General features: G+C 65.1%; 8 protein-coding genes and 1 pseudogene. 5 read left to right on the plus strand and 4 right to left on the minus strand.

Annotated elements, in window-relative coordinates:
• Window positions 1-200 precede the first annotated feature (200 nt).
• The 3 genes from AC4PMY_RS13225 to AC4PMY_RS13235 all read left to right on the plus strand — a co-directional run bounded on the left by AC4PMY_RS13225 (window position 201) and on the right by AC4PMY_RS13235 (window position 4,579).
• Window positions 201-1,001, plus strand: a complete 801-nt coding sequence (locus AC4PMY_RS13225) for a DUF2510 domain-containing protein (RefSeq protein WP_491622936.1) — start codon at window positions 201-203, stop codon at window positions 999-1,001.
• A 40-nt stretch (window positions 1,002-1,041) separates the two neighbouring features.
• Complete coding sequence (locus AC4PMY_RS13230) at window positions 1,042-2,277, plus strand: hypothetical protein (RefSeq protein ID WP_491622937.1); 1,236 nt, start codon at window positions 1,042-1,044, stop codon at window positions 2,275-2,277.
• A 175-nt stretch (window positions 2,278-2,452) separates the two neighbouring features.
• Window positions 2,453-4,579: a GmrSD restriction endonuclease domain-containing protein gene (locus AC4PMY_RS13235; RefSeq protein WP_491622938.1), complete on the plus strand. Its 2,127-nt coding sequence runs from the start codon at window positions 2,453-2,455 to the stop codon at window positions 4,577-4,579.
• Window positions 4,580-4,601: 22 nt separating this feature from the next.
• Here the strand turns inward: AC4PMY_RS13235 and proA are convergent, their stop codons facing one another.
• Both proA and AC4PMY_RS13245 read right to left on the minus strand, forming a co-directional pair.
• Entirely contained in the window at window positions 4,602-10,514 is a 5,913-nt protein-coding gene (gene proA, locus AC4PMY_RS13240; RefSeq protein WP_491623093.1) for an anti-phage protein ProA, read from the minus strand.
• Window positions 10,515-10,841: 327 nt separating this feature from the next.
• Window positions 10,842-11,225 (minus strand): annotated as a pseudogene (locus AC4PMY_RS13245) (Swt1 family HEPN domain-containing protein); the annotation flags it as partial.
• Between the two features lie 762 nt (window positions 11,226-11,987).
• On the opposite strand from AC4PMY_RS13245, the gene AC4PMY_RS13250 reads away from it, so the two are divergent.
• The gene (locus AC4PMY_RS13250) at window positions 11,988-12,761 is read left to right on the plus strand and encodes a hypothetical protein (RefSeq protein WP_491622939.1); all 774 of its coding nucleotides are present in this window, start codon (window positions 11,988-11,990) and stop codon (window positions 12,759-12,761) included.
• Window positions 12,736-13,386, plus strand: a complete 651-nt coding sequence (locus AC4PMY_RS13255) for a ribonuclease H-like domain-containing protein (protein ID WP_491622940.1) — start codon at window positions 12,736-12,738, stop codon at window positions 13,384-13,386. The genes AC4PMY_RS13250 and AC4PMY_RS13255 overlap by 26 nt, the downstream gene beginning before the upstream one ends.
• A gap of 100 nt (window positions 13,387-13,486) precedes the next feature.
• On the opposite strand, the gene AC4PMY_RS13260 is transcribed toward AC4PMY_RS13255, so the two are convergent.
• Together AC4PMY_RS13260 and AC4PMY_RS13265 are read right to left on the minus strand one after the other, a co-directional pair.
• A complete protein-coding gene (locus tag AC4PMY_RS13260; protein WP_491622941.1) occupies window positions 13,487-14,083 on the minus strand; it encodes a hypothetical protein in 597 nt (198 codons plus the stop codon).
• A 1-nt stretch (window position 14,084) separates the two neighbouring features.
• The gene (locus tag AC4PMY_RS13265) at window positions 14,085-15,875 is read right to left on the minus strand and encodes a GmrSD restriction endonuclease domain-containing protein (protein ID WP_491622942.1); all 1,791 of its coding nucleotides are present in this window, start codon (window positions 15,873-15,875) and stop codon (window positions 14,085-14,087) included.
• Window positions 15,876-16,076 lie beyond the last annotated feature (201 nt).

Below are 16,076 nucleotides of genomic sequence, written 5' to 3' on the forward strand. Positions count from 1 at the left end.
GATGCTGGCCGGGAGATGCCGGGCTTGTCGATCCACCTGCGCTACCCTTCCACAACTCGGGCGCGTGACCCATTCTGGGGCTGATGACCCCCGCCCCTCCCCCGCCAGACTGTGTTTGGCCCGGTTCGCGGGTCCGTCACCTGCCGTCGATGATCCGATGCCGCTGCGGGTCGCGTTGACCCGATGCAAGGACCGTTCCCATGAGCTCGACCACCCCGCCCTCTGCCACGCCCGCCGGCTGGTACCCCGACTACTCGGACCCGACACAGCAGCGCTACTGGGACGGTGCCGCATGGACCACCCACACCGCGCCCGCCGCAGTCATGCCTCCGCAGCAGGCGGCGACCACTCCGCTCGTCAGCCAGCCGCTCCAGCTGCAGAAGACCGCACCGCCCGCGTTCGCCGCCGCCGCACCGGTTCCGTCGCCATACGCGTCACAGCCACGCACCACGTCCGGCATGAGCGGCAAGGCGAAGGGTTGGATCATCGCTGGCGCTGTCGTCGGTTCGCTCCTGCTCGTCGGTGGCGTCTCGAACGCGATCAACGGCGGACGGACCGAGTCGGTCGCCGTCGCGCAGACTGCAACGCAGACGCCGACAGCAACGCCGACACCGGTTCCGACCGCGACGGTCGAGCCCATTGCCGAGCCCGCTGCACCGGCCGTGGTCGATGTCGCCGCGTTCCAGGCGGGCGCGAGCAAGCACACCGCGGACATCGACAAGGACCTCGACGACATGGTCACCACGCTGGCCGAAGGCGGCACCTGGCGGTTGATCTCCAACACGGCTGAGATCAGCTTCAACCTCGGTCAGCTGGAGTCGCTGGACGTGCCGGTATCGATCGCCGCCGAGTGGGCGCCCGCCCTCGTCGGACTGCAGACCAACCTCGACACGCTGACGACCGCGGTCTCGGGCGGCGACCCAGCCACAATCCAGGGCGCGATGGACGGCGTCCGCGCGTCGGCCGCCGTGCTGCGCGACATCGGCGCCCGCGCGGTCTAGGTTGACTGACGAGCCCAACCCACAATCAAAGGATCACCCCATGAGTGACGAGATCGAACTGATCGCAGACGAAGATGGTTTGGCCGTCATCGGCGATCCAGCTGCTGTCGAACGGTTCATCACAGCAGAGGGATTTACATCGAAGCACCTCGGGCTTGAGCGCCTTCGTCCTGCCATGGGGCATGCCGCGACCGCCGCTCAGGTGGGATCTCACATCGCCGCAAGCTCCGGCCGGTGGGTGAAGCTGACGAAGGAATCCGCGAAGGCTCTGCAGAAGTACCCGCTGATGAAGGGTTCGTCTCCGGGAGTGAGTCGAGCCATCCTGATGAGTGGTGGGAAGACCAAGGGCATCATCCAGTTCGTCACGGGACCGGCGACGCTCGTCGCGAATCCTGCGATCCTGGCTGGCGCGGCAGGCATCATGACGCAGATCGCGATGCAGCAGGCCATGGATGAGATCACCGACTACCTGGCGAAGATCGACGCGAAGGTCGACGATCTCCTCCGCGGTCAGCGAGACTCTGTTCTCGCCGACATGATCGGCGTCGACCTCATGATCGAAGAGGCCATGACGATCCGGGAGCATTCAGGACGGGTGTCTGAGACCGGTTGGTCGAAGATTCAGAACTCCTCTGGGATTGTTGCTCGCACTCAGGCGTACTCACTGCTGCAGCTCGACGCCATCGCGGAGAAGTTGGAGCGCGAAGGAAACGTCGACGATCTCGCGGTCTTAGCCAAGGCCGCCGAGTCTTCCGTAGCTGAATGGCTCGCCGTTCTCGCTCGATGCTTCCAGCTGCAGGACGGGATCGCCATCCTCGAACTCGACCGGGTGCTGGATGGTTCACCTGCAGAGCTCGACGCTCACCGTGTGGGGCTGCAGGCCGCACGAAGGAACCGCTTGGACCGCATCGCGAAGACCACCGAGGCCCTCCTCGTTCGAATCAACGCGGCAGCAACGCTGGCGAATGGGAAGGTGCTGTTGAACCCGTTCTCCGCTCGCAAGGTCGTTCATTCGAGCAACCATGCATCGGCTGCCATCGTGGAATTCGAAGGCAGACTGGGTATCGAGAGTGACCATGAGGCACTGCACGTGAAGCGATGGGGCGAGGCGGCTGCCGACGTTCGGGACAGCGCTCTCGAGACCGGCGCAGCCGGTGTCGGTGCAGCGGTCCGCCTCGGGAATGAAGGAGTCGACCGCGCTCGCGTCGCAGCGGGGACGCTGCTGGGCGGCATGTCAGAGCGGATGCTCCGTCGGCGTGGTGATGAGAAAAAGTAGCCCTAAGAACGGTGGCTGCTGATTCGACATTGGCGGCCCCGTAACCCGGTCTTGATCGAGGCGCAACCAGGCGAGCTAAGAGCCCGAATCAAGCCAGTCGACCGAGATAAGCTCGCCAAGAGACCGACTCCTCGCTATGGATCGGCGCTGCGCAACTGGCGGCAAGCGAAAGGCAATGATGCTCACTCAGGTCACGTCCCCACAGAAGATCTTCTTTGCACCACAGCGTCTGGTTGTTCCGCTGTTCCAGCGCCCGTATGTCTGGTCGAAGGACAACCAATGGGAGCCGTTGTGGGATGACGTCCTTCGCCTCGTTGAGATGATGGCCGACGGCGATCAACGAGCGACGCACTTCTTGGGCGCAGTTGTACTCCAGAGTCAAGAAGCCGTAGCGGGCACACTTGCGGTCTACACCGTCATCGATGGGCAGCAGCGTCTGACCACCCTGCAGATCTTCCTCGATGCCCTACACGCGCAACTCGAGGAGGCGGGTCTCTCAGCCCTCGCCGGGCAGGTCCTCGCGCTGGTAGAGAATCCCGAAGCGTTCCGCGCCCAGCCGGAGGACCGATTCAAGGTCTGGCCGACAAACCGGGATCGGCCGGCGTTCTCGGCGGCGATGTCCGCTGAAGCCCCGGTCGACCACGGGAAGCTCATCGCCGGGCGCCTGGTTGATGCCCACGCGTTCTTCTATGACGCGATCAGGTCGTGGTTCGACGCCGAACCACAGGAGCGGGATGCTCGCGCCGCCCTCCTCGTCCAGGCGGTGACGTCGCGGTTGCAGCTCGTGTCGATCGAGTTGCAGTCCCATGAGGATGCGCAGGAGATCTTCGAGACCCTGAATGCACGCGGTACGCCCCTGACCGCTGCTGACCTCATCAAGAACTTCATCTTCCAACGTTTCGAAGGCGATGCCATCGCGACCGAGCGGGCCTACCAGGAGAACTGGTCGGAGTTCGAGACACCGTTCTGGGAGGCCGAGGTTCGCGCCGGTCGGATTCGGTACGCGCGGAGCTCTCTGTTCCTCACCCAATGGCTCACCGCCCGAACGTTGAGGGAGATACCGGCTAGGGAGGCATTTTTGCAGTTCAAGCGATACGTAGCCGACACGAAAGCTGACGTGTTGCCGCTACTTCGTTCGATTGGCGTTGCCGCCGCGAAGTACCGAGCTTTCACGGAAGGAGCGGCGGTATCAGACGGCCTGCTCAGCAGAATTGACCGATTTGTCTACCGCCTGGACAAGCTCGACTCCGAAATTGCGAAGCCCCTGCTGATCTGGCTCGCGGAACCTGAGCAAGCGGACATCGACGAGCCAACTCGGCACGAACTTCTGGAGGTCCTCGAGAGCTGGTTCGTGCGGCGCGCGCTCGTTCGCGCTCCATCGCAGGGAACCAACCGACTCATGCTTGATCTGCTCGTACAGCTGTCGCGTCGAGAGCCCGGGCAGACGGTTGCAGCGATCGCCGTCGACTTCCTCACCAGCCAGACGTCGCCCGTGGGCTACTGGCCTGACGACGCCGAGGTGCGGCGCGAACTCCAGAGCGTCGAGGCATATAAGCGGTTCCGCCGAGGACGTCTGCTCATGGTCCTGGAAGCGATCGAGGACGACCAGCGAGGGTTCACCAGCGGCAATCCGCGATCTATCTCGCCGATCACCCGCGGAGTAAGCACGATTGAACATGTAATGCCGCAAGAGTGGCGCGCAAACTGGAACGATGGACTGGATCTCGCGCAGGAAGCCAGTCGAGATCGCCTGATACACACAATCGGTAACTTGACCCTTGTGACGGGCAGCCTGAACGCGCAACTCTCCAACGCGGCTTGGTTGGGCGAGAATGGGAAGCGTGATGCGCTACGCCGGAGCGACACTCTACTGCTCGGTCGAGACGTGGTCGACGTGCAGGATGAGACCTGGTCCGATGCACACATCGAGAAGCGATCAGGCAGACTGATCGACGCCATTCTCGCGATCTGGCCGGTCCCCGATGGACATGCGAGCTCAACTGCGCTTTCAGCGGCGCGCGCTCAATACAAGGTAGAGGTGGCCGATCTCATTCGAGCGGGTCTCGTCGCCCCAGGGACCGTTCTGCATGCGAAGCCAGTAGCGCATCGTGGGCGCACTGCCATAGTGAACGCCGACGGCTCTCTCCTCCTGGACGGTGCTAGTTACACCACTGTGAGTGGCGCCGCTCGGAAAATACAAGGCGGCGGAACTGTCGCGGGTTGGAACTTCTGGGCGGTAGATCTCGCTCTGTCCCGGACGCTCGCGGACGTCCGCGCGACCTACGCGGGTTCGACTAACTGAATCACCCGCGACCGCGCTCCAATTAAAGCCTCGAAACGATCGTCTCTCCGCTTCGCGCCAACCTCCCCGAGGCCAGACCGAACTCGAGGGCCTCGTCGAGGCGGGCTCCGATCGAGGCGGTGACTCGCTTGCCACCGAAGATCGCGAGGGTCTCGCGGCGGAGTTCGTCGGGCGAGAGGCCCGCCGACTCCTCCGCTGCGATCGCCATCGCGTTCGCGATCTCCACCAGGGAGATGTGCTCTACCGCTCGGGCGGCTTCCGCCGAGGACTGCCGCGCACCGCGCCACGTGAGAGGGTCGACCGAGGTCGGCCAGGCGAACGGCTCTTCTGAGCGACCCAGCAATTCGGCCGGGACTTTGTCGAGGATCGACTTCGCCCGCGAACCCGCCACCCGGTCGAGACCGAACGCACCCGCGACCAGCTTCGCCAGACGCGTCACGTGGATGGGCCCCTCAGCCTCCACCGCCGCGCGGATCGCGCCCTGTACCGCGACGACCGACTGACGACCCGGCAAACGGTCGAGCACTTCGATCCCACCCAGCGCCGGTGCGTCCCAGGGCTGGTACTCCGAAAGTTCTGGGTGCCGCGCGGACGTGTCCGCCACCGGCGCCGCCTCCACGGGCTGCGCCGAACCGACCTTGCGGTCGCGGAACTCCGAGAGGGTCTCCAGTGACGCCAGCCGCTCCGACCACTCCCGCACTCGGGCGCTGCGAGCGGGCGCGGGCGCATCCGAATCCTCGCCAGTGACGTCCGCATCATCGGTAGCCGACGCATCGGCCGCATCCGACTCCGCACCAGCCGACGCTTCCGTCGCCGCGCTCCCCGCAGCCCCCCGCTCGGCCGCAGCCTCCACCGCCGCGACCAGCCGGTCCAGCACCTCCTCGCGGTGGTGCAGCCACTCCGGCAACCACACGCGCTCGACGCCCGGCCACCGCATCAGGCCGCTCAGCACCTCGACCGGCAGTCCGTCACGGTCGGCGACCGTCCGACGCTCACGCCACGACGCCCCGTCGAGCAGCACCGCCACCAGCGGTCGGTCCGGCTCCGCCTCCGTCGCGATGCTGATGTCGACGCGGAAGTCCGACAAGCCGACATCCGTCCGCACGGCATGCCCGGCGTATCGGAGCTCGTCGGCGATCTCGTCGCGGTGGCGGTCGATGATCGCCTGACGACGACCGTCCTCACCCGCGGCCTCGCTCCCCCGCTGCGCCAGCTCGAGATACGCCTTCAGGTGCTTGATGCCGATCGACGAGGTCTGCTCCGCCCGCAGCTCCGACGGATCGAAGCTCGCGAACAGCACCACCTGTCGCCGCGCCCGCGTCACGGCGACGTTCAACCGCCGCTCGCCACCCGCCCGCGTGAGCGGCCCGAAGTTCAACGGGATCACGCCTTTCTCGTTCGCACTGAACGCGATCGAGAACAGGATCGTGTCGCGCTCGTCGCCCTGCACGTTCTCCAGGTTCTTGACGAACAGCCCGTCCTGCTCGTCGAGCGCCAGCGCGATCCGCGGGTCGGCGCTGTCGCGCAGCAGGTCCTCGATCAACGTCCGCTGCTGGGCGTTGAAGGTGATGACCCCGAGCGACGGCGTCTCCTCCGGCGAGGCCTCGAAGCGACGCGAGATCTCTTCGACGATCGCCTGCGCCTCCACCGGGTTCGTCCGCAGCGACTTGCCGCGGCCGCCCCGCTCGAACTGCCCGTCGAGCCGCACGAACGCCAGCCCGTGACCCGCAACGCCACCGTCGCCCGCACCCGAGAACGGCGCGGGGAACGACGACAACTGGCTGTCGTAGTAGTGGTGGTTCGAGAACGCGATGAGCGACTCGTCCTGGCTGCGGTAGTGCCACGACAGCCACTTGCTCGGCACCCGCGCCTGCACGCACTCGGAGAGGATCGACTCCTCGTCCTGCAGCACCTCGCTCGTGTAGTCGGCGTCGTCGTCGATCGTCGCGCCGGCCTCGGCGAACGTCGTCGGCGGCATCTGCTTGCTGTCGCCCACGACGACGACCGAGTGCGAGCGTCCCATCGCGCCGATCGCATCGGCGACGCGAATCTGCGACGCCTCGTCGAACACGACGATGTCGAACAGCTCGGCAGCCGCCGGGAAGAACCGCGCGACCGACTCCGGGCTCGCGAGCGTGCACGGCATGATCTGCGTGATGAGCTCGCCGAAGTTCTCGAGCAGCGCGCGGACGCTCATGCCGCCGCGCTGGCGGTCGATCTGCCGACGCAGCCCGCCGACCTGACCGCTCTCCGACTGCGAACTGAACGTCCGCAGCCCGAGCACCGACGCCGGGATCGCCCGCGGCAACTCCTCGCGCACGGCCTTGACGCTCGTGGTGAAGCGGGTGACGCTGCGGTTGTGGGCGGTGGCGTCGAAGGCGTCGAGCGTGGTGGTGCGCTCGCGCTCGTCGATCGACGCCTGCGCGAGGCCCTTCTCGAAGGCGAGGGTCGCGTCCTCGGTCTCGATGCGACCGGCGAGGATCGCGGCGCGGACGTCGTCGAGCCCGTGGGTGCGCAGCGGTTCGACGACCCGCACGAGGTCGAGCCAGCGTTCGAGGACGACGGGCTCGGCGGCGTCGAGACGGCGGGCCCCTCGCGTCGACCACCAGGCCTGCAGGAAGCCCTCGCCACCCGACCACGCCGACAGGCGCTCGGTGCTGACGGACGCGATGCGCAGGACGTCGCTCCAGGTGCTCGCGAGCGTCGTCAGCGCCTGGGCCGCCTGCTGCGACGGCTGGGTCGTGGCGTAGTGGTCGCGGACCGCGGTGATGAACGCGTCGTCGGGCGTGCCGGGGAGCCGGAAGCCCTCAGACAGCCAGCGGTACCAGCCGAGGAGTTCGCGCACAGGCTGGGTCGGCTCGACGAGCGGGTTCCAGCGGTCGCCGACGAGCGGCAGGGCGGTGGACCGGAGCGTGCCGCGGAGCTGGAGGAGACGGTCCTGCGCCGCCTTCGCCTCGGTGAGCTGCGGGACGAGCTGCTTGACCTTGAACGAGGCCGCGTCGACGGCGAGCACGTCACTCAGCTGCGCGAGTGCGGCCCGGAGCCGCTTCTTGCGACCGAAGAAGCTCGATGCGGCAGCCTTCTCGGCGGCGTGAAGCGGGCCGGCGATGTCGCGGTCGAGGATGGCGGGCGTGAAGGTCGAGCGCCACTCGGCCTGGGCGTCGCGGAGTTGTCCGGCGGCGGCGAGGGCGTCGTCGAGCCGGGTGAAGTCCTCGGGCCTGGTTCCAGCCATCAACGCGCCGATCGGCAGGCGCGGTGCGGCGACGGCGGTCGACCAGAGGCCGAGCAGGTCGGGGCGCGACGCGAGGCGCAGGGCGTCCATCGGGAGACCGGCGTCGAGGGTCGCTGCAAGGGCCGCATCCAGCGCGCGGCCGGCCTGCTGCACGGTCGCGGCGTCGAGCCCGGGAGCCGACGGGCCGTCGAGGAACGCCCACGGGTGGGTCGTGCTCGGGCGCGCGAGGTCGGAGCGCTCAGGGAGGTCGCGGAACACCAGCCGCAGTTCCTCGAACGCCTCGGGCGTGCCGGCGGCGACGAGCTGCTCGGGGATCGCCATCGGGACGAGGTCGTGGTCCATCGCGAGCAGCCGGCTCCGTGCGGAGTAGAGGGAGAAGCCGGCGGCGTTGACCTCGTGCAGGCGGTCGGCGTATCGGGTGAGGGTGCGGAGGCCGGACTCGGACAGCTCGCGGTTGGTGCTCAGCGCGTCGATGTCGGCTTTGGTGCGGAGGTCGAGGCCGGTCTTGATCTGGGCGCGGACGACGTTGGGCCGCGCGCCCTTGTCGTGCAGGTCGAGCGAGAACGCGCCGAGTCCGACGTCTTCGAGTCGCTGCTTGACGACGTTGAGCGCCGCGCGCTTCTCGGCGACGAAGAGGACCTTCTTGCCCTCGGCGAGCGAGCGGGCGAGCAGGTTGGTGATGGTCTGCGACTTGCCGGTGCCGGGAGGGCCTTCGAGCACGAAGGTGCGGCCGGCGACCGCTTCGGCGACGGCGTCGAGCTGGGAGGAGTCGGCGGCGACCGGGCAGTCGAGGCCGAGGCGGTCGAGGTCGGTGTCGGTCTGCGCCGGCGTCGGGTCGGCGTAGGCCTCGAGCGGCGAGTTGATGAGGTGGTCGACGAGGCTGTTGGACGCGAGCGTCTCCCAGTTCTCGTCGAGGTCCTTCCACAGCCGGTACTTCGCGAACTGGAGGATCGACAGCGACGCGGTCTCCTCCACGCGGAACGGCAGGCCGGCGTCGAGGATCGCCTGGCGCACGGCGGTGAACGCGGCCGGGAGGTCGATGCCAGAGCCGTCCTCGACGGGGTTGGCGAGTCCGGGGATCTCGAGGCCGAAGCTCAGGCGCAGCTTCTCGAGCAGGCAGTAGTTGGGCGTGGAAGAGCCCGACTCGTCGAGGGTGAGGCGGTAGGAGGAGCCGCGGCTCGTCGTCGTGAGCGTGACGGGCACGAGCACGAGGGGTGAGCGGAGGTCGCGGTCGCCGAAGCGCCAGCTGAGCATTCCGAACGCGAGGTAGAGGTTGTTGGCGCCGGTCTCCTCGACGATCGTCTTGGCCTTGTAGGCGAGGGCGCGGAGCTTCGTCGGGTAGGCGGCCTCGGTGACGTCGATGAAGGCACTCTTCTTGTCCTCGAGGAAGGTGATGCGGTCACTCTCCTCGAGGTCGCGGCCGAAGCGGATGCCGCGCTGCTGGTCGATCGTCGCGACGCTGTCGGAGGCGACGAGGGTGAGCGGGGTGCCGTGGTTGATGCTGTCCTCGAGGCGACCGAGGGCCGGACCGGGGACGGCGAGCTCGAAGCCGGAGCGGTCGGTGTAGTTGATGAGCTTGTTGCGGAGGCTGAGATCGAGGAGGGCGTTCTTCCAGGTGGAGACGCGTTTCGGGACGTCGGGTCCGTGGCCGGCGGCGGCCTGTTCGGCGGTGGCCGGGGCGTCCTGCGTGAGGGCGCGGGCTTCGGGTGCCTGGTAGAGGGTGACGACGGGTTCGCCCTCGGCGCCTACGCGGCGGCTGGGCAGCGGGTAGATCTTGCGGAGGCGGGCCTGGACGACGTCGGTGATGCCGATGAAGTCGTCGAGCGGGCCGGCGAGGTGGTCGGTGTGGGGCCGGCGGGAGGCCTCGGCGAAGGTGGAGGAGGTGCCCGTGAGCATGGTGGTTTCGACGACGCCGATGCGGCCGAGTTCGAGGGAGTTGACGGCTTCGGAGACGTCGGTGCTGGCGACGACGTCGAGGGTGGTCTGGACGCGCCAGTAGCCGAGGAAGATGTGGTCCTTGAGCAGCCAGAGCAGGGGGTGGATGCCGATGGCTTCGAGGACGGACGCGAGCAGGATCGTCGTGTCGAGGCACGTGCCGAGGTGGCTGGTGAGGACTTCCTCGGGAGTGCGGACCTTCTGGCCGCTCTGGCCCCAGCTGGCGGGCGGTTCGGCGTAGCGGATGTCGCGGGCGCGTGCGGCGTCCCACACGGCGGCGACGATGGCGTCGATGCGGGCGGGGTCGTCGAGTTGGTAGGTGGCGAGGGAACTGTTGCCGGTCTGCTGGTCGAGGAGGTCGGAGACCTCGAGCATGAGTTCGCTGACGACGAGGGCGTTGGGCTGCACGTGGGCGGCGAGGAGTTCGAGGCCGAGCTGCACGGGTGCGGCGATCCACTGGTTGGACGCGAGCACAGTGACAGGGCTCTCGACCGTGCCGAGCTGGGTGCCGGCGGCGTCGCGCACGGTGACGCGGATGACGCCGGGGCGCTGCTCTTCGACGAGGAGCATGCGGCGTGGGTCGAGGAGGACCTCGGGGCTGCGGAGGAGGGTGGTGCGGTCTTCGCCGAGGTCGGCGAGGAGCACCTTCGTGTCGGCGAGGGCACCGTCGGCGGTGACGACGTCGATCTCGACGGACGCCGCCCGGCGTTCCCCGCCGTGGTTCTCGAGGACGATCTCGTCGATCACCGCGATGCTGCAGTGCGCCATCGCGTAGCTGAGCGTCGGCGTCGCGCTGACGCGGATGGAGACGGAGGAGGGGGCGGAGCCTTCGACATCTGCTGCGGACGAGGAGCCTGCGGCGCCGTCAACGGAAATAGAGTCTGCGGCGCTCTGCCCATCTTCCGCTTCGCGACCGACGGCCAACCCGGTCGACGCAACCGATCCGGTCCCTGAGCCTGTCGAAGGGCCCATCTCGTCTTCGCTCTGCGCCTCGGCCCACGCAACCCCCTCGGTCCCTGAGCTTGTCGATGGGCCCAACACCCGCCCCTTCAACTCCCCCACAACCGCAGCCTGCTCCGCCGCCCCAACACTCTCCAACAACAACTGCATCGAATCCAACGCCCGATACGCCGACTGCTCGGTGAATCCCTCGTTGTGAGCCCATGCGTTCCGAACCTCCCGAAGCTCACTCGCATACCCACGAGCACTCCGCGACAGCAAGCGGTCGAACAGGTACCCCAGCTCCCCGACCCGCTCAGTCATCGCCCGAAGCATCAGTGAAACGTCGGTCGCCGAGTACCGCCCGTGCCCGATCCCGGCCGCGCGGTCCTTTTCGTCGATGATCCGAGTCCACTCGACACCGGGCACCGCATCGGCGAACGCACCCTGGACGACGGGGCGGAGCCCCAACCCAAGCTGCTCGAGCCCCTGGCCGACGGAGGAGTTGAGTTCAGAAGCGTCCACGTGTGGGCCTTTCATCTGGTCGCATGTGTGGCGACAGCTCGTTCGCCTGCGAGACGGCGGCGTCGGCCACTTTCGCACTCAACCTCGAACTGGCCTGCCCGCGCACATCCGAACTTCGTTAGAGCCAAGATTCAAGTCGTCTATACCGAGCCTAACGAAAAGATGCGAGGGCGAGCGTGATGTCGAGCAGCCAGGGTTCGCCGAGCTCGTCGATCCGCACGACCTCCTCATCGCGCATCGGATGGACCATGACGAGCCGTGATCGACGGACCAGCTGTCGGCGACGACCCTGCTGAGGCGAGCCATATGACGTCGCGATGTCAGTCGACCACCTACCCGCTGGTCGACCGTCGATGCCGGTGACCGAGCTCGTGGACGAATCGTGCATCGCCGCGCACGCGAACCTCGCGCCGACTGTCGGACTCTGGGCGGCTGAGGCGACGGCCCGGGTCCGGTTCACGCGCGAGCACCGGTGAATGACTACCGCCGGACGGCGTCGTTGATCGTGGGCGGGGACCTCCTGGCGTCGTTCCCCAGGGCAAACGGCGCTACGGTCCGAACGAGGTTGGCGCTGGTACCGCTGGACGACATGCGGCCGCGCAATATCGACGTCCTTGCTCGGCCGCAGGCGCTGGCACACATCGGGGGCGGGGGACACTCAAGCGGTTACGGGAGAGCACTGGTGCACTGCAGCAAAGCACGATCCGTGCCTGCGACGAAACAGCCCGACTAGTCACTAGAATTGTAACCAATCTTTCCCACAATGATCGGATCAGAATGAGCGTAACTCGCCAACGCAACACCGCGATCGCTGCACTGGTGACGCTGGCGATCATCGTCTTAGGCGGCGTAGTGCTATGGGTGAGCACCCTTGGGACCGAGTGGTATCACTCAGTCCTGTCGCAAATCGGCTCAGCCCTGATCGTTGCTGGTGGTATCGGGTTTCTTTGGGACATGTGGGGCAAACGACTACTTGCCGATGAGATCCACGAAAAGCTTCGCGTTAGCCAAGCAATGACCCGGTGGGGAATTCGGAATCTCTCGCTCGAGTGGAATGATCAGCCATGGCCTGAATTGTTTGCCAAGGGATCCAATGTCGATATTATGCTCGGTTACGGCCAGACTTGGCGAGGCGTTACTCAGAGTGGTCTTGAAGGCTTCTTGGCGGACAGAAAAAACACCCTACGAGTATGCCTTCCCGACCCTGACGAAGCGTGGCTGATGGAGTCACTCGCGCACCGGTATAACAAGACTCCGGATCAACTAAGAGAGAAGGTTCTCGAAGCTGCACGCTACTTCGCGACGATGCGGGATGCTGGATTGGCCACCGTGCAGATCTTCTTGCGGCCCGGCCAGCCACTGTATGCCCTGTACCGCTTCGAGTCAGTGGCGCTCGTTACGCTATACCCACACCGAAAGGAACGAAGCTCTACGGTTCCGGCAATGACGATGGAAACCGGTGAGATGGTCGAGTGGCTGAAGGATGACTTCGAAGCCGCTATCAGCGATGCCAGGGAGGCGAGAGATGACGATTTTAGGGCTACCGCCTGAGTCGAGAACTACGATACTCAGGGAAGGCGATATCACCTCAAGTGACGCGAAGGATTTGAAGTCGAGTTTCATTGTTGCATGTGATATTGAGACGACTGGACTGAGTTTCGAAGAGGATCAAATCGGGACAGTGCAGCTCGCGAGCGACACTGGCGAAATGTGGCTTGTCAAGATTCAGCCAGCCACGCCACCTGCATTTCTTTGCTCCTTAATGGCAGATGCCTCCGTGCGAAAGCTATTCCATTTTGCCCCATTTGACTTAGGCTTCATGAGAGCACACTGGGCCGTTCGAGCACAGAACGTGGCCTGCACAAAACTACTTGATAAACTAGTCAATCCGATGCACCAAAAGCATTCCCTTAAGGACGTACTAGAAAGGGAGCTAGGCGTGTCGCTTGAGAAAGACCATGCGGTCCGACTGTCAGATTGGACGGGGGATGCTCTGACGCGAGAACAGATCAACTACGCAGTTTCAGACGTAGCATTTCTTATCGACCTCTATGATGCCCTCATGGAAAAAGCGACACAGCAGGGCGTAAGTCGTCTTGCTGAGAATTCCTTTCATTACCTCCCAACCAGAGTTGAGACCGAGGCGATGGGGCTTACCGACGTCTTTGCCTACTGATGAACCACCTCACAAGAGGCAATGGACTAGACGATGACGCCGTCGCCACGACCCCAGGAAGCTTGCCGGGCGCGCCTGCACGAAACCTGGCGATACCGGATCAACCAACACGTGAGTCCCAGAGTTCGGTGATCGCCTCGATGGGATCAGGAGCTTTGAGCGCCAGTGTCACTTCGACGATCTCGAAGCGGGCGGTCGGTAGCCATCCGTGTTGAACGGGCAACACGTCCGCCAGGAAATCTCGAAAAGCTCGTTGACGGTGCCGTCCTCCTTCACCGGGAAACAGGGGCGGGCGTGGTGTCGCGAAGCCGCCTCCAGGTTCCTTGCCCGCGCGCGCCCGGCAGCGATCACGCCAGTAGTCCACGTCGAAGGCAACCGGGACACCTTGTTGGTAGAACGACATAGTCTGCAATCGCGGCCCCGTGAAATGCTGGTTCTCGTCGAACTCGACCACGCGAGGCGCACCTCCGATGGTGACGATCGCATCGAGGCGTCGGCGTTCGCGAAGCGGGGCCACCTCCGGCAGCTCGAAGGCGGTCAGCTCCCTGTACACCTCGGACACGAGCTCCCACGAATCGCCGATCTCGTCCCGCCCAGGACGTCGTAGCCATCCGGGTGCGACCTCGCTCTCGAAGGTGGCGCCGGGATCAAGGGCAGACTGGAGCGCCAGCATCAAGCGCCCCTGCATCTCCGGCATCTCAAAGCCCCGCGTAGTACCGACGGATGTACGCGGCCATCAAGTGACGACGAGCCTTGAGGAACTCGGAGTACGACTCTGCGGTCGTCGAGTACAGCATGTCGGGGATCGCGTTCGCTACGAGATTCTCCTTGAGCGTCGCTGCATCGTTGATCTCGCCGAGCCGCAGCTGGCCATCCTCGATCTGCGCGTCGACACGAGCGAGGTAGGTCGCCGGCGCCTGGTCCTTGATCGCGATGTTGATCGGCGTCTCCGCGAGGGCGTAGTTCGCGATCTGGTTGTAATCGGCGCGATCGGGCACACCGTGCGTCGCGAGGTAGTTCCTTGGAACGAGGTGGTGGATGTCACCCGCACCCTCGATCATGTTGCGTACCGAGATGTGCTTCGACAGGAACCCCTTGGCGTTGAAGTGGGCCTGTGCCGCCTGGAAGGTCAGAAAGTACGGGCTGCGAGGGCTCGAAGTCTCCATGTTCATGGGGAGAGCGACCTCCCAGAAGGAATCCGAGAGGACGGACCGCTCGATGTTGTCGAGCACCGTCGCGACGCCGAGTTCGTCGATCCTCCTGATGTCAGCGTCGAATGCTGTCTCGACGGAGTTCGTGTAGCGGCCGGTGAGGATGGACATCACGAACCATTTTCGGACGTAGTTCTTCACCTGACTCTCGTTCAGCTGCTTCTCGCTTCTCAAATGCAGGTACAGGGCGTAGGCGAAGTTGAGGGCGTTGGTGGAGGAGATCAGCCGTGGCGCGATGAAGCCTGCCGACTCGATGGTCATCGTGAACTGCTGGAAGCTGTACTTGTTGACGATTTCGATCAGCACCTTCTCGAGCCGATCGAACGCCTGTATCGCGATTTCCTCATCGAAACTGCGCGTCTCGAAGTCGCGGCCCGAGAGCACACTCACGAGCGCTGAGACCTGACCCCGTTTAAACTCCTTGATACCCGCGATGCGGATGAGGTCGGTGTACGACGGGTCGAAGAGGTCCGAGGAGTCGTCCTTGAGCCAGGCGATCTTCTCCATGTAACCCGAGCGCGCGAACGCAGGGTCGTTCTGTGAGATGTCCTCGTACACGTGCGGCGACACTGCGAGGTGGCAGAAGTAGTCGATGAGTTTCCGGAGGTTCGACCCGAGTTCGCCATGACTGGCGATCTTGCTCATCGCGAAGTCAGCGCTGCTCAGGGGCACGCCCTTCGAGTTGATGCGGATGAAGATCTCCGTCACCGTCTCGATGTCGAGGTCCTCATTCAGCGTGATGATGCCGACTTGTGCGTTCTTGATCGCGCTCAGGCGGTTGAGTGCTCGCTCGACCTGTGCGTGGTCGACCTCGGGGTTCGCCTCCATGTACTCCTTGGTCGCCGAGTAGGCGGACTCGGCACCCACGTACTCTGCGACGTCGGAGATCCACTCCGGGTCCTTTCCGAGCACCGGTGTGAGCGTTGCAAACGCCTCGGTGACCGGGTTGAACGCGATCTTGATGCGCTTCTTCTTGTACCGTTTGTCGACCACTTCGTCGCCGACCAACGCCGCAGTCATCGCCGTGATGCGTTGCTGCCCATCGATCAGGATCTGCTTGAAGCTCGACCTTGAACCATCCTTGAGACCGACGTCCGTACTCTGCCAGGTGATCAGGTATCCGACGGGGAATCCTTGGTATAAAGAGTCAAGCAGGTCCCGGACTTTCGTCGAATCCCATACGAACGGGCGCTGCATCTCAGGGATGGCGACCTGGCCGGCCTTCACCCAGGTCAGGATCGTATCGACGGGCTGTTGCTGGACGGTGTACTTTGCCATTGATTGGTCCCTGCTGGTTACACAGCATCGCCCGCCCTGGACGGCCGCTTTTTCCTACACTATCGATCCGTCTCGCGACATCCTCGTCCGTGCTCCGATGAAACTAAAACCGGCCGCAGTCCATTGCGGCTCTTGACAAATCAGGATCACTTCCGGCCCGCTTGCGCGATGGAGGCTGACCGTACGACTGAGCATGCCCCC

It is taken from the genome of Plantibacter sp. MDV22-iso1, assembly GCF_058408345.1.